The following is a 19,550-nucleotide window of genomic DNA, read 5'->3' on the forward strand; positions in this document are numbered from 1 at the left end:
TCATAACCCAGAGGTCGCAGGTTCAAATCCTGCCCCCGCTACTGGTCTGGGGTCCCCTGGTCGCCGCTTGCGGCTTCCCGGGGACCCTTCGCATTTCGCCCGGGGGACGATCCCCCGGAGCCCCCTGTTCCTCCGCCTCCCCCACCCGCCCGCCCCTGGGGCTTCGCCCCTAGACCCCCCTCGGGCTTCGCCCTTCGATTTCCCCCGGGCTTCGGTCTTCGATTTCCCCCGGGCTTCGGTCTTCGATTTCCCCCGGGCTTCGGTCTTCGATCTCCCCCGGGCCTCGGCCTTCGACCCCTCTCGGGCTTCGCCCTTCCTCGGGCCTCGCCCATCGATCTCCGTCGGGCTCCGGTCTTCGCCCTCCCTCGGCTTCGCCCATCGACCTCCCTCGGGGTTCGCTCATCGGCCTCCCTTGGGCCTCGGCCTTCCATCTCCCTCGGGGGCGGCCCTCGTTCCCCTCCGCTTTGCCCCGGTCAGGGTTCGGGGGTGGCGGTGGTGCGGCCTTGCTGGAGTTCGGCGTTCAGGGTCTGCTCGCCTAGGGCGGCTTGCAGGGCCTTCATGGTGCGGTCCACGTCGGTGCCGGCGGCTGCGGGTCTTGGGGCACCCGTCGCCTCCCTCGCTGCGGTGGCCGCGCCCAGCAGACGCGCGGCCCGGTGGTGTTCGCCCGCCAGGGTGTGGGCGGCCGCCAGCCCTTCCAGCGCCAGCGCCGCCGCCCGCGGGTCGCCGGTGCGGCGCGCTACGGCCAGGGCCTCCAGGTGCGCCTCGCGGGCGGCTCCGGCGTCGCCGCGCTGCTCGGCCACGAAGCCCAGTTCCGACAGGGTGAGCGCTACACCGGGGTCGAACCCGACGCGCCGCTGCCAGTCGAGCGCGTCGCGCAAGAGCTTCTCCGCCACGTCCAGCCGACCCTGCCGCCGCGCCCCCATCGCCAGGCCCAGTTCGGCGAACACCTCTCCGGGGCGGTTGCTCTGCTCGGTCGCCAGCCGCATGGCCTTCTCGTGGAGCCGCTCCGCCCCGGCCAGGTCGCCCGTCATCATCGCGATCCTGCCCAGCCCGGACAGCAGGTACGAGACCTGCGTCCAGATCCCTAGGTCCTCGGCCAGCCGAAGCCCCTCGCGGAGCAGACGGGCGGCGCCCTGGAGGTCGCCGCGGATCTCGGCGAGCCTGCCTCGCAGATCGGCGGCCCTCAACCGGCCCCAGCGGTCGCCGAGCTCGTCGAAGAGCGCCGCGCCCTGTTCGGTGTGGCGCGCGCAGGCGGCCAGATCCCCGCGGATCAGCGCGTAGTGGGCCAGCGTGGTCAGCGCGGCCGCCGTGCCCCAGCGGTCCCCGGCCTCGCCGAAGGTGGCAAGGGCCCGCCGCGCCAGCCCTTCGCCGGTGGCCGAGTCCGCGCCGCCCAGCAGGATCTCGGCGAGGAACCACTCCGCTCGGGCCCGGCCGTCCGGGGCGTCCAGGCGGTCGTAAGGTTCCAGGGCCGCCTCGACCTGCCGCGTCCGGTCGATGCCGTGGCGGCCGAGCATCTCCATGCCCGTCCGCCACGCGCCGGCCGCGGCCCGTGAGGAGGACGGCGCCGTGCCGTCGTGCCTGAGCGCCAGATCCAGCAGGCGGCGCCCCTCGCTGAGCCGCCCGCGCAGAAACCAGTACCAGGCCATCGCGTTGACCAGGCGCAGCGCGAGATCCGGGCGCTCGTGCCGCACGGTGCTCTCGATGGCGGCGCGCAGATTGGCGTGTTCCAGGTCCAGGTGCTGGAGCCAACGCCGCTGGTCGGGGCCGCGGAGTCGCTCCGCCGCCCGCTCCGCGAACCCGACGTGGTACCCGTCGCGCCGGGCTCGGGCCTGCTCGGACTCCCCGGCCTCCCGCAGGCGCTCGGCGCAGTAGGCGGCGACGGACTCCAGCAGCCGGTAGCGGTGGCCGCGCACGCCGTCGGAGACCACGACCATGGAGCGGTCGACCAGGCGGGACAGCAGCTCCGCGACGTCCTCGCCCGCGACCCCGTCCCCGGCGCAGACCGCCTCGGCCGCCTCCAGCGAGCAGCCGTCGGCATGCACCGACAACCGCCGCAGGACGGCGCGCTCCGGCCCGGTCAGCAGGTCCCAGCTCCAGTCGATCGCCGCGCGCAGCGTCCGCTGCCGCCGCGGGACGTCCCGCCGGCCGGCCGACAGCAGCCGGAACCGGTCGTCCAACCGGGCCGCCAGCTCGTCCGCGCCGAGCGCGCGGACCCGCGTGGCCGCCAGTTCCAGCGCCAGCGGGATGCCGTCGAGACGGCGGCAGATCGCCGCGACGGCGCGGGCGTTGCCGGCGGTGAGAGCGAAACCGGGAGACGCGGCGGCGGCACGCGCGACGAACAGCCGGACGGCGCTGGACCGGCGCAGGGCCGACGGGCCCGCCTCCTCCGCCTCGCCGGGCGGCTCCAGCGGCGGCACCGACCAGATCGCCTCACCGCCGACCCCCAGCGGTTCCCGGCTCGTCGTGAGGATCCGCACCTGCGGCGCCGCCGCCAGCAGCCGGTGCGCCAGATCCGCCGCGGGCTCGATCAGGTGCTCGCAGTTGTCGAGCACCAGCAGCAGCCGCCTGCCGCGCAGCGCACAGGCGACCCGGTCGGCGGCAGGGACGGCTCCTCCACCGGCGTCATCGCGGACGCCGAGCGTGGCGGCGACCGCGTCCGCCAGCGCGTCCGGCCGGTCGTGACCGCCGAGCCCGACCGACCACACCCCGTCGGGAAACGCGTCGAGAGCCCCGGCGGCGATCTCCAGGGCCAGCCGGGTCTTGCCGACCCCTCCCGGCCCCGTGAGCGTGACGAGACGGAACCGCTCCAGCAGCGCCCGCACCTCGCGGACCGCCTCCTCGCGGCCGATCAGCTCGCCGGGCGGCGCGGGCAGGTTGGTCCGGGGACGCCCGGGCGCCAGGTCCGGGTCCCGGATGAGGATCGCCTGCCGGAGATCCGCCAGCTCGGGGCTCGGATCCAGACCCAGATCCTCGCGCAGCCGGTCGCGCAGCTCCCCGAAGCTGTCCAGGGCCTCGTGCTGCCTTCCGGCCCCGTACAGAGCGCGCATCAGGGCGGCGTGCAGCCGTTCCCTGAGGGGGTGGCGGGCCACCAGGTCGCGCAGCTCGCCCACCAGCGCGCTGTGCTCGCCCAGGGCGAGCCGGGCCTCGACGAGATCCTCCACGGCCGCCAGCCGCTGCTCCTCCAGGCGAAGGATCGCGGCCCGCGCGAACGGCTCGTCGCCGAAGGGGGCGTAGGCGGGGCCCCTCCACAGGGCCGACGCTTCGGTGAGCAGTGCGGCCCTGGCCCGAGGGTCGGCGGTCTCCCGCGCCCGGGCGACGAGCGCGGCGAACCGGCCCGCGTCCACCGCCTCGGAATCGACCCGCAGCAGATACCCCGGCGCCTGGTACACCACCAGATCCCTGCCGCCCGGCTCGGCGTCCTCCAGCGCCCGGCGCAACTGGGACACCTTGACCTGCAGGGCCCCCGCCGGGTCCGCCGGACGCGCCGGCCCCCACAGATCGTCGATCAGCCGGTCCGCCGACACCGGCCGCCCGTCCTGGACGAGCAGATCGGCCAGCAGCGCCCGGACCTTCAGCCCCCGGACCGCGACCTGGGTGCCGTCGGCCGTCCAGACCGCCAGCGGTCCGAGCACCCCGAAACGCATGATCCCCACGATAACGCCCTGACCGGGGCCTACGGCGGCGCCTGGGGGACGGTAGGCGGAGGGAAAGCGGGCGGTAAGCGGCCCGCCGCATAGTCGGGCGACGGCACCAGAACCTCTACCGAAGAAGGTCCATCATGCGTTCCGCGCCCAGGCCGGGATTGAGCCTGGCCCTGCTGGCGTTCTCCAGCCTCATCACCTCGCTCGACTTCACCATCGTGTACGTGGCGCTGCCCGACCTCGTCCGCGACGTCGGCTTCTCCGAGGGCTCGGCCCAGTGGGTGATCAGCGCCTACGCCGTGTTCTTCGGCGGCTTCCTGCTGCTCGGCGGCCGCTCGGGCGACCTTCTGGGACGCCGCCGCATGTTCGTCCTCGGCATGGTCGCGTTCGGCGGCGCGTCCCTGCTCGGCGGCCTCGCCACCTCCCCGGGCACGCTCGTCGCCGCCCGCGCGATCCAGGGGGTCGGCGCCGCGATCGTGTTCCCCGCCACCCTCGCGCAGGTCAACACCATGTTCGCGGAGGGACGCGAACGGCTCAGGGCGCTCGGGGTGTGGGCCATGGCCGGCGCCGGAGGGCTCAGCGCCGGGGCGCTCCTCGGCGGCGTCCTCACCCACGCGTTCGGCTGGGAGGCCGTGTTCCTCGTGAACGTGCCGCTGGTGGCCGCCGCGGCCGCCGCCGCGTTCCGGCTGCTGCCGGCGGACGGACCGGTCGACCGCGGCCGCGGGTACGACCTGCCCGGCGTGGTCACCGGCACCGCGGGCGCCACCCTCCTCGTGTACACGATCGCCGAGGTCCCCGACACGGGCTGGACCTCCGCGGAGTTCGCCGTCGGGGCCCTGCTCGCACTCGGCCTGCTGGCCGCCTTCCTCGCCGTCGAGGCGCGCAGCCGCAGCCCGCTGATGCCGCTGCGCCTCCTGCGCGACCGCGACCTGGCCCCCGCCCTTGTGATCATCTTCGTGTTCGGGGCGACCATGCAGAACGTCGTGTACTTCCTCACCCTGTACTTCCAGGACGTGCTGGGCTACACGGCCCTGCGGGCGGGACTGGCGTTCCTCGGCCTGTCCGCGGTGATCGCCCTGGGGAACTTCGCCGCCGGACGGCTGATGCTGCGCATCGGCATCCGCGGCACCCTCATCACCGCGCTCCTGCTCGGGGCAGGGGGCAGCGCCCTCCTGGCGGCCGGAATGGTGGCCGACGGCTCGTACCTCACCGTCCTGGCCGGGATCGCCGTGTACGGGATGGGCATGGGCACGATCTATCCCACCCAGTTCGCCGCCGCGGCCACCGGTGTGGACGCGCGGGAGCAGGGCATCGCGGGCGGCATGGCCAACACCGCCATGCAGATCGGGGTGGGCGTCGGACTGGCCGTGCTCGTCGGCGTCGCGGCATCCGGCAGCGGCGCCGCCGCCGGCCTGCGCGCCGCCGTAGCCGTGTCGGCCGTCCTGACCCTGGTGGGTGTCGTCGCGGCCCTCGCCCTTCCCGGTCGCCCCGCCGGCGGGTCCAGCGGTGAGGTCTCCGGGAGTGCGGCGGCATCACCGGCCCCGAAGGTCGGCACGACCTGATGTGGGAGCGTTCTACTCGGGTCTTGGTGTCCGCACGATCGCATCCGGATTCATCGGCCACTCCGCCGTGGTGAGGCTCAGGCGGTCGTTGTAGGGGAAACGGTCGTCCTCGTCGCGGGGGAGGGCGGTGCGGACGAAGCAGCGGTGCAGCAGCAGCTCACGGCGCTCGTCCAGCGGGGCCTCATCCCCCAGGCGGCCGGCCGGACGGTGCGGAGGGTCCTCGCCGATGTCGATCGCGCCGTCCCAGTTGAGGTGCAGGCCGGCCTCGTCGGCGTAGAAACGGGGGAAGCTCGTCCGCCACTGCGATTGGGAACCCCAGCCGTGTGACAGGTCGCCGGCCGGGCGCGAGGCGCGGCGGAAGGTGAAGTACAGCGTCGAGGTCGTGGCGACCGCGGCGTCGATCAGATGCCGCGGCGCCCGCACCCGCACGCCGGCGCGGCAGAACAGCAGGTCACCGAACCAGAAACCGGGCCACAGCACCTCCTCCACGGTGACCCGCGTCGCGCCCGGATCCTGCACCACGGCGGAGATCTCGTGGTGGAACGGGGAGAACGCCTCCGCGTGCTCGAACGGGGTCAGCCCGATCTCGGTGAAGAAGTGCGTGTGGGCGGCGCCGCCCTGCTCGATCAGGTAGTCGCTGACCCGGCTCAGCGCGTACAGCTTCATCATCCGCCACAGGTGCTCGACGTCCCCGGTGCAGCCGCCCGGCGGGATGCGCTCACGCCTGCGCAGGGGCGCCAGCCCGGCCAGGTGGGCGGCCACCGTCCGCCGCCGGCCCGCCAGGAACCGGCGGGGCTCGCCGTCGTGGTCCAGCAGATCCTCGTAGAGGCGGCGGAAGCAGGCCCGGTCGAGGTCCATCGCGCGATGATGGCGCGGCTGCTCCCCGGCGGCAAGAGCGCAGGCGGCGGCCCTTAGCCTGGAGGGGTGAGGAAGGTCTTGGGTGCGGTCGCCGACGTTCTCTGCGTGCTCGTTTTCGTCGCCATCGGGCGGGCTTCGCATGAGGAGGCGGCCAGTCTGGGCGGGTTCCTGTCCACCGCCTGGCCGTTCCTCGTGGGGCTCGGCGTCGGATGGGGTCTTCTGCGGGCCTGGCGGCGGCCTGAGGAGGTCTTTCCGGCCGGGGTCGGGATCTGGGTCTCGTCCGTGGCCGTGGGAATGGTGCTGCGGGTCGTGTCCGGGCAGGGCACCGCTCTCGCGTTCGTGATCGTGGCTTCGGTGTTCCTCGGCGCCGCGCTGCTCGGATGGCGGGTCGCGGCCCGGCTCGTGGCCCGGCTGGCGGCGGCTCGGAAGGTGTCCGCCTCCGGGTGAGGGGCCCTGGAGGACGCCCCCGGATGACCGGGCGGTCTCTTCGGCTGATCGAACCGGTTGACGGCGTCGCGCCGCCCTGGTGAAGTTACCCGCGAGTCATGTACGGGCGCGAGCCTTTCCTGTGAAGGGGACACGATGCCATCTGCGCTGCGCGACTGGCTGGACAAGCCGAACACCGGACGCGGCGTCCACCTGGCGGCCGACGACGGCGGCTGGGAGTTCCGCGACTACGGTGAGCTGGCGTCGGCCGCGCGGCGCACCGCGGGGGCGCTGGTCGAGGAGGGCGTCCGGCCGGGCGACGTGGTGTGCCTGATCCTGCCCACGGACTTCACCTGCGTCGAGACGTACTTCGCGGTCTGGGCCGCGGGCGCCACGGTGTGCCTGATCACTCCGCCGCTGTTCCAGGACGGCGACGACTACGTCGCGCACGTGGCGGCGATCCTGCGCCAGGCGTCGCCGGCGCTGGTCGTGGCCTCCGACGGGCTGGCCGACTACGCGAGGCGGGCCATGGCCGGCGCCGGGCTGGACGGGGAGCCGTGGCGGCCCCGCAAGGCCGACGAGGAGGCCGAGGTCCGGCCCGCCGGCGAACTCGCCCTGCTGCAGTTCACGTCCGGGTCCAGCGGGTCCCCCCGGGGCGTCATGGTCACCTGGGAGAACCTGGAGGCCAACAGCGATCTGATCGCGCGGGAGGCCGGCTACGAGGACGGGGACGTGGTGGCCTCCTGGCTGCCGCTCTACCACGACATGGGGCTGATCGGCTGCTTCCTCACGCCCATCGCGCGGCAGGGGACGCTGAAGCTGATGCGGCCCGACCACTTCATCCGCGACCCGGCACGGTGGCTGCGGTGCTTCGGGGAGGCGGCCCACACGGCGGCGCCGCCGTTCGCGTACGCCTACTGCGCGCGGCGGGTCAAGCCCGAGCAGCTGGAGGGGCTCGACGTGTCCGGGTGGAAGATGGCGCTGATCGGCGCCGAGCCCATCGACCCGCACACGCTCGAAGTGTTCGCGCAGCTCATGGAGCCGTTCGGGTTCTCCCGGACGATGTTCAAGCCCGCCTACGGGATGGCCGAGACGACGCTGCTCGTCACCATGGACGACGTCCCGCGCCACCCGCTGGCGGTCCGGCCCGACCCGGAGGCGCTGGCGTTCGGGCAGCCCGTCCGGATCCTGGAGCAGCACCCGCTCGGACCGGAGTCCCTCGGCGCCAAGGCCGGCTGGGTCGTCGGCTGCGGGACGCCCGAGGACGACGTGCCCGTCGCCATCGTCGACGACGAGGGGAACGAGCTGGAGAGCGGCCTCCTCGGCGAGATCGTCGTCGGGGGACCGTCGGCGTGCCCGGGGTACTTCGCGGGGGCCGAGGCCAAGTCGACCCGGTTCATGGACGGGAAGGTCTACACCGGCGACGCCGGGTTCTTCCACGAGGGGCAGCTGTTCGTCCTCGGGCGGATGGGCGACAGCATCAAGGTGCGGGGGCGCTCGGTCTATGTCGAGGACCTCGAATCCAAGATCGCCGAGGTGAGCGGGCTCGGTAAGGGCCGCATCGTCGTGGTCGGCGTCCCCGGCGCCGGGCGCAAGGGGCTCGCGCTGTTCGCCGAGACGCAGGACGAGACCTGGATCGGCGGGGTGCGCGAGATGCTGCGGCGCCGGCTCGGAGACGACGTGGAGCTGACCATCGTCGTCGGCACCGGCCTGATCCAGCGCACCTCCAGCGGCAAGCCCCGCCGCAGGTACATGTGGGAGCGGCTGCAGGGCGGCCACCTGGAGGGCGCGCGGATCATCAGCTGATTGCTAAAGCCGGTGATAACAGGACAACATGGCGTTGACGCTGTGAGAGGGCCATGATGCCGGCTGTTGCCAAGACGCTGCTGAAGCTGGGCTCCCGCCTGGGTTCCACCGCCCAGAACGCCCTGGAGGTCGCCCGGTTCGGAGGGTTCGACACCGACGAGGACGCCTCGCCCTGCGAGGTGGTGACCGAGCAGCGCGTCTACCGGCTGCGGCACTACTTCCCCGGCGCGGGCGGCGGGCCGGTCGTGCTGCTCGTCCCGCCGCTGATGATCACCGCGGAGGTGTACGACATCTCCTCGCGGGTCAGCGCGGTGCGCGTGCTGCGCGACCTCGGCGTCGACCCGTGGGTGGTCGACTTCGGGGCGCCCGAGCGGGAGCCCGGCGGGCTGGAGCGGACGGTCAGCGACCACGTGCTGGCCGTCAGCGACGCGGTGGACCGGATCCGGGAGGCCACCGGCCGGGACGTGCACCTCGCCGGGTACTCGCAGGGCGGCATGTTCGTCTACCAGGCCGCCGCGTACCGGCGCAGCGAGGGCGTCGCGTCCGTGGTGACGTTCGGGAGCCCGGCCGACACCAGCGTCGGGCTGCCGTTCGGGCTGCCGAGCTGGCTCGCGTCCGAGGGCGTCGAGCGCATCCCCGACGCCCTGCTCGGCGGGTTCGCGGTGCCGGGCTGGGTCACGCGGCTCGGGTTCCAGCTCCTCAGCCCCGTGAAGTCGGTGCGCTCCCGGGTCGACTTCATCCTCCAGCTCCACGACCGGGAGCGGCTCGCGCCCCGGGAGCGCCAGCGCCGCTTCCTGGAGCGGGAGGGCTGGGTGTCGTGGCCCGGACCGGCGCTGGCGGAGTTCATCCGCCAGTTCATCCAGCACAACCGCATGCTGACCGGCGGGTTCCTCATCGGCGACCGGCTCGTCACGCTCGCCGACATCACCTGCCCCGTCCTGACGTTCGTCGGGGAGGTGGACGAGATCGCGGCGCCGCCGATGGTGCGCGGGATCCGCCGTGCCGCGCCGCGCGCCCAGGTGTACGAGGCGTCGCTGCGCGCCGGGCACTTCGGGCTCGTCGTCGGCAGCCTCGCCATCGCGCGGACGTGGCCGGCCGTCGCCGCGTGGGCGCGCTGGCGGGACGGCGAGGCGGAGCTCCCCGAGATCGTCGTGCCCGTCGCCGGGGACGAGGAGGCCGCGTCCGCCGGGCTTCCGGGCGGCCCCGCCGGGTACGGCCTCCAGCTCGCCATGGGCGTCGGGGCGAGCGCCGCCCGCTCGGCGTACCGGACGGCCTCGCGGGCCGTGCACGGAACCCGCCAGCTCGGCGGGGAGGCCGCGCAGAACCTGCCGCGCCTGGCCCGGCTGGAGCGCATCCAGTCCGACACCCGCATGTCCATGGGGCTGCTGCTGGACGAGCAGGCCCGCCGCATGCCGGACGAGGTCTTCTTCCTCTACCAGGGGCGCGGGCACACCCACGACGCCGCCAGGCGCCGCATCGACGCCGTGGTCCGCGGCCTGATCCACATCGGGGTGCGGCGCGGCGACGCGGTCGGGGTGCTGATGGGCACCCGGCCGACCGCGCTCGCGCTCGTCGCCGCGCTCAACCGGCTCGGCGCCGTCGCGGTGCTGCTGCGGCCCGACGGCGACCCGGCCGCCGAGGCGCGGCTCGGCCAGGTCACGCGGGTCATCGCCGACCCCGAGCACGCCGCGGCCGCCGCGGGGCTGGAGGACGTGCCCGGCTTCCTGCTGGGCGGCGCGGGACGCGGCGAGCGCGGTCCGCTGATGGACATGGAGGCCATCGACCCGGACCGGGTCGAGCTTCCCGGCTGGTACCGGCCCAACCCGGGCCGGGCCGGCGACCTGGCGTTCGTGGTCTTCCGCGGTGACGGGGACCAGCTGCGCGCCAGCCGCATCACCAACCGGCGGTGGGCACTGTCGGCGTTCGGGACGGCGTCCTCGGCCTCCCTGTCCTCGTCCGACACCGTCTACAGCCTCACGCCGCTCCAGCATCCGTCCGCGCTGCTGATGAGCCTCGGAGGAGCCGTCGCGGGCGGTGCGCGACTGGCCCTGGCGAGCACCCACGCCGATCCCGGGGGGAGCGGGGGGTCGTCCCCCCGCAGGGAGTACGACCCCGAGACGTTCTGGGACGAGGCGCGGCGCTACGGCGTGACCGTCGCCTCCTACACCTGGACGCTGCTGCGCGAGCTCGTGAACGCGCCGCCGGACCCGGCCGAGCGGCACCACGCCGTCCGGCTGTTCATCGGGTCGGGCATGCCGCGCAACCTGTGGCAGCGGGTCGAGGAGCGGTTCGCGCCCGCGCGGGTCCTGGAGTTCTACGCCTCCACCGAGGGCGAGTCGGTGCTGGTCAACCTGAGCGGCAAGAAGCCCGGGTCGCTCGGGCGGCCGCTGCCGGGCAGCGCCGGGGTGCGCCTGGCCCGCTACGACCTGGAGAACGGCCGGCTCGCCGAGGGGCCGGACGGGTTCGCCATCCCCTGCGAGCCCGGCGAGATCGGCATGCTGCTCGCCCGGGTGCGGCTGTCGGCGATCGGGTCGGCGGCCCGTCCCGTGCGGGGCGTGTTCCGCCCCGAGGACGCCTGGACGATCACCGGGGACCTGTTCCGGCGGGACGCCGACGGCGACTTCTGGCTCGTCGGCCGGGAGACCGAGCTGATCCGCACGGCCGACGGCATCGTCCCGCCCGGCCCCATCCGGGACGCGCTGGGCGACCTGCCCTACGTCGACGCCGTCGCCGTCTACGGGATCCCGGTGGGCGACACGGAACTGGCCGCGGCAGCCGTCAGCCTGCGGGCCGCCCCCGGGTCTTCCGCCGAGGGCGCCGTCAAGCCGGTGGACCTGTCCGAGGCGCTGCTGCGGGTGGAGCCGGGGCTGCGGCCCGCGATCGTGCGGATCGTGGACGAGGTGCCCGTCACGGCGGGACGGCGGCTGCGGACGGCGCCGCTGCGGGACGAGGGAGTCCCGCCGGCGGGGGACGGGCGCGCCTTCTACCGGGACAAGGCGGGCGCGTACCGGCCGCTGACGGACGCCGCGCGGCGGCGGCTCCTCAAGGCGGCGCCCGCCCGCGAGGCCCGCTGACGCCCAAGTCACCGCCGATAAGTCTGGACTTACAGGCGGCCGTTGCGTTAGAACAAAGCGACAGAATTCGCGCATTTGTTGCACGCGTCCGGAGGGGTCATGACGAGTGTTCTCGCGCCGCCGCCGCAGGGCAGCGACCTGAAACCGGTGCCCGGCGTCCCCGGCGTCCCCTACATCGGCAGCACGCTCGCGGTGATGCGCGACCCGATCGGGATGGCCCGCAAGCGGTACGCCGAGTACGGCCCGGTCGCCTGGGGATGGCTGCTCGGCCAGCGGATGGTCACCGTCCACGGCCCCGAGGCCGCCGAGGTCGTCCTGGTCAACCGCGACAAGGCGTTCGCGAACGGGCCCGCGTGGAGCTACTTCATCGGCCCGTTCTTCAACCGCGGCATCATGCTCCTGGACTTCGAGGAGCACCTGCACCACCGCCGCATCATGCAGCAGGCGTTCACCCGCCCCCGGCTGCGCTCCTACATGGACGCGATGGCCCCCGGCATCGTCAAGGGCGTGGAGTCGTGGGAGCCCGGGCAGGGCTTCAAGGTCTACGACCACATCAAGAAGCTCACGCTCGACCTCGCGGTGGACGTCTTCATGGGCGTCGAGCTCGACGACGCCGAGCGGGCGCGGGTCAACGGCGCGTTCATCGACGCCGTCCGGGCGGGGACGGCCTACGTCCGCTTCCCGGTGCCCGGCCTGCGCTGGCACAAGGGCCTCCAGGCGCGCAAGGTGCTGGAGGAGTTCTTCCACCGGCACCTGCCCGCCAAGCGCCGGGGCGACGGGAGCGACCTGTTCTCGGCGCTCTGCCAGGCCGAGACCGACGACGGCGAGCGGTTCACCGACGAGGACGTCGTCAACCACATGATCTTCGCGTTGATGGCGGCGCACGACACCACCACCATCACACTGACGACGATGGCCTACTACCTGGCCAAGTACCCCGAGTGGCAGGAGCGGCTCCGCGAGCAGTCCCTGGGGCTCGGCAAGGAGAGCCCCGGCTTCGACGACCTGGACGCCTTCACCGGCATCGACATGGTGATGAAGGAGTCGATGCGGTTGGTCACGCCCGTCCCGGCGCTCCCGCGCAAGGTCGTCAAGGACACCTCCATCCTCGGCTTCCACGTCCCCGCCGGGACGACCGTCGTGGTGCCGATGCTCAGCAACCACCATATGGCCGACTGGTGGACCGACCCCGACGAGTTCGACCCCGAGCGGTTCTCCCCGGAGCGCCGCGAGGACAAGGTCCACAAGTACGCCTGGGCGCCGTTCGGGGGCGGCGCGCACAAGTGCATTGGGCTGCACTTCGCCGGAATGCAGGTCAGGACGATCCTGCACCAGATGCTCCTGCGGTACCGCTGGAGCGTGCCCGCCCGCTACGAATGGCCCCTGGACACCACGTCCCTTCCCTCGCCCAAGGACGGGCTTCCCGTCCGCCTCGACCGACTGGAGCAGTGAAGATGAGCAAGGTCGTCGCCATCACCGGGGCCGCGCGGGGGATCGGCCTCGCCACCGCCCGCGCCCTCAAGGCCAGGGGTGCCACCGTCGTCATCGGCGACATCGACGAGACCGCCGTCAAGGAGGCCGCCGAGTCGCTCGGCGTCACCGGCCTCGCCCTGGACGTCACGTCCCGCGAGTCGTTCACCGCCTTCCTCGACAAGGCCGAGGAGGCCGCCGGGCCCCTCGACGTCGTCGTCAACAACGCGGGCATCATGCCGATCGGGCCGGTCACCGACGAGAGCGACGCCGACGCCCGCCGCTGCATCGACATCAACGTGCACGGCGTGATGCTCGGCACCAAGCTCGCCCTCGACCGGATGCTGCCGCGCGGCCGGGGCCACGTCATCAACATCGCCTCGCTCGCCGGCGTCATGTTCACCCCCGGCCTCGCGCTCTACAACGCCAGCAAGGCCGCCGTCGTCGGGTTCACCGAGGCGACCCGGCTGGAGGTGGCGGACCGCGGCGTGCACGTCAGCGCCGTCCTGCCCACCTTCACCAACACCGAGCTGACCGCGGGGACGCGCAGCCCGAAGGGGCAGAAGAACTGCGAGCCCGAGGACATCGCCGCCGCGGTCGTCGAGCTGGTCGGCAGGCCGCGCCCGCAGGTCGCCGTGCCGAAGAAGCTCGGCACGCAGGTCCGGCTCGGCGCGCTGCTGCCCGAGCGCGTCCGGCGGGCGACCTCCCGCCGCCTCGGCCTCGACAAGATCTTCCTGGAGTACGACCCCGAGGCGCGCAAGGGCTACGACGCCCGCATCCGGTCGGGTTCCTAGACCGCTCCCGCCCGCCGCGCCCTGCGGAAGGCGCGGCGGGCCGGCGGCAGGTAGCGGACGGCCTCGGGCAGCAGCGGCCACACCCGTCCCGCCGCGCGGACGGCCGCCGCGAACCGCCGGTGCCGGCGCTCGTCGGCGGCGCTCCACGGCAGGTCGAGCAGCTCGCGCATGCGCGGGTGCATCCCGCCGACCGTGATGAACCGGGCGACCGCGTTCAGCGGCGGCGACACCGCCCGCCACACCGGCGCCGGCACCCTCGGCGGCGCCGGCAGCCCCTTGGTCACGTACCCGACGCCGTACCGGGCGGTCCTGTGCGCGACGATCTCCTCGTCCAGCATCCGCTTCCAGTACGCCTGGAACGCCTCCCAGTCGTCCGGCATGGCCCGGTCGCTGACCCCGTACATCCGGAACCAGGTCTTGGACTCCTCGTAGATCCGGCGCTTCTCGTCCTCGCCGAGCGGCCGGATGAAGGTCTCGACGCCGTAGAGCATGTTGTCGAGGAAGGTCGCGTGCGCCCAGTAGTAGGTCTCGGGATCGAGCGCGTGGTAGCGGGAGCCGTCCGGCATCGTGCCCTTGATCTCGCGGTGGTAGTCCCGCACCCTGCGGCCCGTCTCGCCGGACCGCTCCCCGCCGTACACGGTGTTCAGGATCGGGCCCGCGGACCGCTTGACCCGCGCGAACGTCTCGGTGAAGAACACCGAGTGGTCCAGGACGCCCTGGCCGAGCGCGGGGAGCATGTTCTGCAGCACGCCCGCCCGCGGGCCGACGAGGAACATCCGGGTGTCGCCGAAGTACCGCCAGGTCAGCGACCCGGGTCCGAGGGGGGCCGGGGTCCGCGCGTCGGCCTCGTCCGTCATGTGCACCGCCGGGGGTCGGAACGGAACTACAGAACGACGATCATTGTAACTGTGTCCCATCCGGTGGCGGGGCGCCGGCCGTCCGGCGGCTAGGGTGCGGGCATGACCACGGACGCGACCATCACGCAGGGGCTGCGGGACCGGCTGGCGGCGCCGGACGCCGGCGCCGACGACCTCGACACCCGCATCCTCGACGCCGCGCTCGCGGAGTTCGAGACCTACGGGCTGCGCCGGGTCAGCGTCGAGGACGTCGCCAAGCGGGCCGGGGTCGCCCGCACCACCATCTACCGGCGGTTCACCAACAAGGAGCAGCTGGTCCAGGCCGTGATCCTGCGGGAGTGCCGCCGCTTCCTCACCGCCATCGCCGACGCCACCGAGGACCTCGCCTCCCCCGAGGACGCCGTCGTCGAGGGCTTCGTGGTCGGCCTGCGCAACGCCCGCACCCACCCGCTCATGACGCGCGTCCTGCAGAGCGAGCCCGAGGCGTTCCTGCCGCAGCTCAGCATGAACGGCGGCGCGGTGATGCTCGCGGCCCGCGACATCCTCGCCGACCGCCTGCGCCGCGCCCGCCCCGGCGACCCCGATGACCACGGCACCGTGGCCGAGGTGCTGCTGCGGGTCGCGGTCTCGCTGCTCCTCGTCCCCGGCGGCGGCCTAGCCCTCGACGACGAAGACGCCACCCGCGCCTTCGCCCGCGAATATTTGTCGCGCCTTCTGTGTTAATTGCTTTTTTCTCCTCCTTCGGGCCTGGCGGCCCTCCATCGTCGACAAAAGCGGGCGATCGCTGGCATCGCTCCGGCTCGCCTGGCGGCTCGCTGCGCGATCAGGTTCTCGCAAGCTCGAACCTGCCTTCGGACGCGATCGCTGTACCTATGGCAGTGCTCTCCTCCTTCGGGCCCGGGGGCCCTCCATCGTCGAGAACTGCGGGCGATCGCTGCATCGCTCCGGCTCGCCTTGCGGCTCGCTGCGCGATCAGGTTCTCGCTTCGCTCGAACCTGCCTTCGGACGCGATCGCGACCATTGAGGTTGTTGCGTGGTTGCGGTGGGGGCTGAGGTTCTTGCGGGGGGTCCCGTAGGCTTTGGGTGTCGAATTTCGTTCTAGAAGCGAGGTGGGGCATGGCGGCGGTCGTGCAGACGTCCTACGGGAAGGTCCGGGGGGCGGAGCGGGACGGTGTGACCGCGTTTCTCGGGATTCCCTATGCCGCGCCGCCGTTCGGGGCCGACCGGTTTCAGGCTCCGCGGCCGCCCGAGCCTTGGGACGGTGTCCGTGACGCCGTCGAGTACGGGCCGACCGCGCCCAAGCCCGGCTACCCCCCGGTGTTCGCCGCTCTCGTGCCCGACCCCCAGATCCCCGGTGACGACTGCCTCAACCTGAACGTGTGGACTCCCCGCCTTCCGGACGGCGAGGAGGGCCTCCCGGTGATGGTGTGGATCCACGGCGGTGCCTTCCGGAACGGATCGGGCGCGGTGCCCGTCTACAACGGCCGCAACTTCGCCCGCGACGGCGTCGTCTGCGTGACGATCAACTACCGGCTCGGCGTCGAGGGCTTCGCGTATCTGCCCGGCGCTCCGCCCAACCGCGGGCTGCTCGACCAGATCGCCGCCCTGGAGTGGGTCCGCGACAACATCTCCGCGTTCGGCGGCGACCCCGCCCGCGTCACCGTGTTCGGCGAGTCGGCGGGCGGGATGAGCGTCACCACCCTGCTCTCCCTCGACCTCGGCCTCTTCCACCGGGCCGTCGCGCAGAGCGGCGCGGGCAGCATCGCCCAGGACCCGGCCGACGCCCTGCTCGTCACCAAGGAGATGGCGGCCCGGCTCGGCGTCGAGCCCACCGCCGAGGCGTTCGCCGCGCTCGACCCGGCCGCCGTCATCCCCGTCCAGAACGAGGTCGCCGCCGAGGTCGCGATGCTGCCCGACCCCGGCCGCTGGGGCGCCACCACCGCCGCGGGCGGCATGGCGCTCACGCCCGTCCTGGACGGCGAGCTGATCACCCGGCGCCCCGAGGACGCCATCGCCGCCGGCGCCGGGCGGGACGTGGACCTGCTCGTCGGGTACACCACCGAGGAGTTCCGATTCTTCCTGATGCCGACCGGCATCGCCGCCGACCTGACCGACGAACTGGTCGGCGCGGTCGCCGCGGGCATGGGCGTCCCGCCGGGGCTGCCCGCCGCCTACCGCGCCCACCATCCGGAGGCGACGTCCGGCGAGCTGCTCGCGACGATCATCACCGACAGCCTGTTCCGCATCCCCGCCCACCGCGCCGCCGCCGGGCACTGCGCGTCCGGCGGGCGCACCTGGATGTACGAGTTCGCGTGGCGGTCGCCGAACCACGGCCTCGGCGCCTGTCACGCGCTGGAGCTCGGCTTCGTCTTCGACAACCTCACCGGCGAGGAGGAGGGCCTCACCGGGCCGAACCCGCCGCAGGCGCTCGCCGACCGGATGCACCGAGCCTGGACCCGCTTCGCCGTCGACGGCGACCCCGGCTGGGAGCGGTTCGACCCGTCGGACCGCGCGGTGATGGTCTTCGACGGCCCCGGCGACGCGATCGTCCACGACCCCCACAGCGACGACCGCAAGCTCTGGGACTAGAGCAGCCCTTTCACTACGTGCTCTGCGATGGCCAGGGAGGATGTGGCTGCGGGGGACGGGGCGTTGCGGAGGGTGGTGATCGGGCCCAGGCGGCCTATGCGGAAGTCGTCCACGAGCGTGCCGTCGGGGTCGACCGCCTGGGCGCGGACGCCGGCGGGGGCCGGGACGACGTCGGCCGCCGTCAGCTCGGGGACGAAGCGGCGGGCCTCGGCGACGAACGCCCGCCTGACCGCCGACCCGTACAGCTCCCGCGCGCCCGTGCGCCAGTGCCGCCGGGCCAGGCGGCGGAAGCCGGGCCAGCGGAGCGCCTCCCACAGGTCCGCGGGACGGACGTCGCGCCGCCGGTAGCCCTCCCTGGCGAGGGCGAGGACGGCGTTCGGGCCGATGTCCACGCCGCCGTCCACGCGCCGGGTGAAGTGGACGCCGAGGAACGGGTAGCGCGGGTCGGGGACGGGATAGATGAGACCGCGAACGAGATCGGTCCGGGACGGGACGAGCCGGTAGTACTCGCCGCGGAACGGGACGATCGCCGGGGCCGGGGAGTCGCCCGCCATCCGCGCCACCCGGTCGGACTGGAGACCGGCGCAGACCACCAGCCGGTCGAAGGTCAGCTGCTCGTGCGGGGAGGCGACCGTGACGCGGTCGCCCGCCCGGCCGATCCGCACGACCTCGAAGCCGAGCCTGACCTCGCCGCCGCCGTCCGCGACGTCCGCCGCGAACGCGCGGGCCACCGCCGGGAAGTCGACGATCGCCGTGGTGGGGGAGTGCAGGGCCGCCACGCCCGCCGCGTGCGGCTCGATCTCGGCCAGCTCGCCGCCGGCCAGCCGCCGCAGCCCGGGGACGCCGTTGGCCGTCGCGCGGCGCTCGATCTCCTCCAGCGCCGCCGTCTCCGCCTCGTCGCGGGCGACGACGAGCTTGCCGCACTCCTCGTACGGCAGGTTCCGGTCGGTACAGAACTCCTTGAGCAGGCCGATGCCGCGCCTGCACAGGGTCGCCTTCAGCGACCCCGGCGCGTAGTAGAGGCCCGCGTGGGCGACGCCGCTGTTGCGGCCCGTCTGGTGGGCCGCGACGCGGTCCTCCTTGTCCAGGACCGTCACTTTCAGCCCCGGACGCTCCAGCGTCAGCCTGCGGGCGATCGCCAGCCCGACGATGCCCGCGCCGACGACGCCGACCCGTGTCTCCGCCACATCCGCACCCTAGCGGGGGGCGCGGCTCAGCTCCCGAGGCGCTTGCGCCCCTGCGCCCGCACCCGCTTGCGCTGGGACGGGTCGAGCATCATGTACCCGACGAGCGGCGCGCCGAGGACGCCGAGGATGATCAGCGCGCTCAGCCACCACGGGAAGACGAACAGGGTCAGGAAGCCGACGACGACGCCGCCGATCACAAGCTTGGTCTGGGTCGACATCTCGCACCTCCGTTGACGGACCGCCCACTTGTAGAACGGCCGTCGGGCGACCGCTGTTCCACGATATGTCGCGAGTCGGCCCGAGCGCCATGGCGGAGGCGCCCCGGTCAGATGCGCCTCGTCAGATGTGCCCCGTTAGATGCGCAGGGACAGCTGGCCGCCGCCGAGGGTGCGGAGGACCTCCGCGTGGAGCCTGCCGTTGGTGCACACGACGCTGCCGCCGTCCGGGCCCGGCACGCCGGACAGGTCGGTGAACATGCCGCCCGCCTCCTCCACGATGACCTGGAGGGCGGCGAGGTCCCACAGGGACACCTCGGGCTCGGTGGAGATGTCGACCGCGCCTTCGGCGACCATCATGTGCGACCAGAAGTCGCCGAACGCCCGCGTCCGCCACACCGAGCGGGTCAGTTCGAGGAACCGGGGCAGCCGGTCCTGCTCCTCCCAGCCGCTCAGGCTGGAGAAGGACAGGGACGCGTCGGACAGCTCGCCCACCGACGAGACGCTCATGCGGGACGCGCGGGTCAGGCTGCGGCCCGTCCAGGCGCCGCCGCCCCGGGCCGCCCACCAGCGGCGGTTCAGCGCGGGCGCCGACACCACCCCGACGACGATCTCGTCGTTCTCCATCAGCGCGATCAGCGTGGCCCACACCGGGACGCCGCGCACGAAGTTCTTCGTCGCGTCGATCGGGTCGATGATCCAGCAGCGGTTGCCGTAGCCGGTCCTGCCGTACTCCTCGCCGAGGACCGCGTCGCGCGGGCGGGCCCGCTTCAGCGTGCCGCGGATCTGCTCCTCCACGCTGCGGTCGGCGTCGCTGACCGGCGTCAGGTCCGGCTTGGTCTCGACGTCGAGGTCGAGGGCGCGGAAACGCTTGGTCGTGATGTCGTCGGCCCCGTCCGCCAGCACGTGCGCGAGACGCAGGTCATCGGAATAGCCCGCCACGGCGAGCCACGCTACCCTGATCACCGCCCGTCGCGACACACGTACCCGGGCCGTTCCGGCTTTTCGGGCGGCCGGGACCGGCGCGCCGGGCGCGATGTCCCGCTTCCGGGCGCGGGTGGTGGCAGCATG

Annotated in this window: 14 protein-coding genes; 8 read left to right on the forward strand and 6 right to left on the reverse strand. The window is 73.5% G+C overall.

The window, feature by feature from the left end:
* Nucleotides 1-473: 473 nt before the first annotated feature.
* On the reverse strand, nt 474-3,644 hold the full coding sequence (locus tag ABD944_RS36570) for an AfsR/SARP family transcriptional regulator (RefSeq protein WP_345184922.1): 3,171 nt from the start codon (nt 3,642-3,644) through the stop codon (nt 474-476).
* A gap of 134 nt (nt 3,645-3,778) precedes the next feature.
* Here ABD944_RS36570 and ABD944_RS36575 point away from each other — a divergent pair, with 134 nt between their 5' ends.
* Complete coding sequence (locus ABD944_RS36575) at nt 3,779-5,203, forward strand: MFS transporter (protein WP_345184924.1); 1,425 nt, start codon at nt 3,779-3,781, stop codon at nt 5,201-5,203.
* Nucleotides 5,204-5,215: 12 nt separating this feature from the next.
* On the opposite strand, the gene ABD944_RS36580 is transcribed toward ABD944_RS36575, so the two are convergent.
* The gene (locus ABD944_RS36580) at nt 5,216-6,061 is read right to left on the reverse strand and encodes a hypothetical protein (protein ID WP_345184927.1); all 846 of its coding nucleotides are present in this window, start codon (nt 6,059-6,061) and stop codon (nt 5,216-5,218) included.
* A gap of 66 nt (nt 6,062-6,127) precedes the next feature.
* Here ABD944_RS36580 and ABD944_RS36585 point away from each other — a divergent pair, with 66 nt between their 5' ends.
* From ABD944_RS36585 to ABD944_RS36605, 5 genes are all read left to right on the forward strand, one after another.
* Complete coding sequence (locus ABD944_RS36585) at nt 6,128-6,508, forward strand: DUF3054 domain-containing protein (RefSeq protein WP_345184929.1); 381 nt, start codon at nt 6,128-6,130, stop codon at nt 6,506-6,508.
* Nucleotides 6,509-6,643: 135 nt separating this feature from the next.
* Nucleotides 6,644-8,293, forward strand: coding sequence for an AMP-binding protein (locus ABD944_RS36590; RefSeq protein ID WP_345184931.1), 1,650 nt, complete (start codon nt 6,644-6,646; stop codon nt 8,291-8,293).
* Between the two features lie 53 nt (nt 8,294-8,346).
* Nucleotides 8,347-11,367: an AMP-binding protein gene (locus ABD944_RS36595; protein WP_345184933.1), complete on the forward strand. Its 3,021-nt coding sequence runs from the start codon at nt 8,347-8,349 to the stop codon at nt 11,365-11,367.
* 99 nt (nt 11,368-11,466) lie between these two features.
* Entirely contained in the window at nt 11,467-12,819 is a 1,353-nt protein-coding gene (locus tag ABD944_RS36600) for a cytochrome P450 (protein ID WP_345184936.1), read from the forward strand.
* 2 nt (nt 12,820-12,821) lie between these two features.
* A complete protein-coding gene (locus ABD944_RS36605; protein ID WP_345184938.1) occupies nt 12,822-13,631 on the forward strand; it encodes an SDR family oxidoreductase in 810 nt (269 codons plus the stop codon).
* On the opposite strand, the gene ABD944_RS36610 is transcribed toward ABD944_RS36605, so the two are convergent.
* Entirely contained in the window at nt 13,628-14,488 is an 861-nt protein-coding gene (locus ABD944_RS36610; protein WP_345184940.1) for an oxygenase MpaB family protein, read from the reverse strand. The genes ABD944_RS36605 and ABD944_RS36610 overlap by 4 nt on opposite strands.
* Nucleotides 14,489-14,590: 102 nt before the next feature.
* On the opposite strand from ABD944_RS36610, the gene ABD944_RS36615 reads away from it, so the two are divergent.
* Together ABD944_RS36615 and ABD944_RS36620 are read left to right on the forward strand one after the other, a co-directional pair.
* Nucleotides 14,591-15,211: a TetR/AcrR family transcriptional regulator gene (locus ABD944_RS36615; RefSeq protein WP_345184943.1), complete on the forward strand. Its 621-nt coding sequence runs from the start codon at nt 14,591-14,593 to the stop codon at nt 15,209-15,211.
* Nucleotides 15,212-15,604: 393 nt separating this feature from the next.
* The gene (locus tag ABD944_RS36620) at nt 15,605-17,077 is read left to right on the forward strand and encodes a carboxylesterase/lipase family protein (RefSeq protein ID WP_345184945.1); all 1,473 of its coding nucleotides are present in this window, start codon (nt 15,605-15,607) and stop codon (nt 17,075-17,077) included.
* Here the strand turns inward: ABD944_RS36620 and lhgO are convergent.
* From lhgO to hisN, 3 genes are all read right to left on the reverse strand, one after another.
* Nucleotides 17,074-18,264, reverse strand: a complete 1,191-nt coding sequence (gene lhgO, locus ABD944_RS36625; protein ID WP_345184948.1) for an L-2-hydroxyglutarate oxidase — start codon at nt 18,262-18,264, stop codon at nt 17,074-17,076. The genes ABD944_RS36620 and lhgO overlap by 4 nt on opposite strands.
* A gap of 26 nt (nt 18,265-18,290) precedes the next feature.
* Nucleotides 18,291-18,482: a hypothetical protein gene (locus ABD944_RS36630; protein ID WP_141577897.1), complete on the reverse strand. Its 192-nt coding sequence runs from the start codon at nt 18,480-18,482 to the stop codon at nt 18,291-18,293.
* A 135-nt stretch (nt 18,483-18,617) separates the two neighbouring features.
* On the reverse strand, nt 18,618-19,421 hold the full coding sequence (gene hisN, locus ABD944_RS36635) for a histidinol-phosphatase (RefSeq protein WP_345184954.1): 804 nt from the start codon (nt 19,419-19,421) through the stop codon (nt 18,618-18,620).
* Nucleotides 19,422-19,550 lie beyond the last annotated feature (129 nt).

The organism is Actinomadura verrucosospora (assembly GCF_039540335.1).
Taxonomy (GTDB): Bacteria; Actinomycetota; Actinomycetes; order Streptosporangiales; family Streptosporangiaceae; genus Spirillospora; species Spirillospora verrucosospora.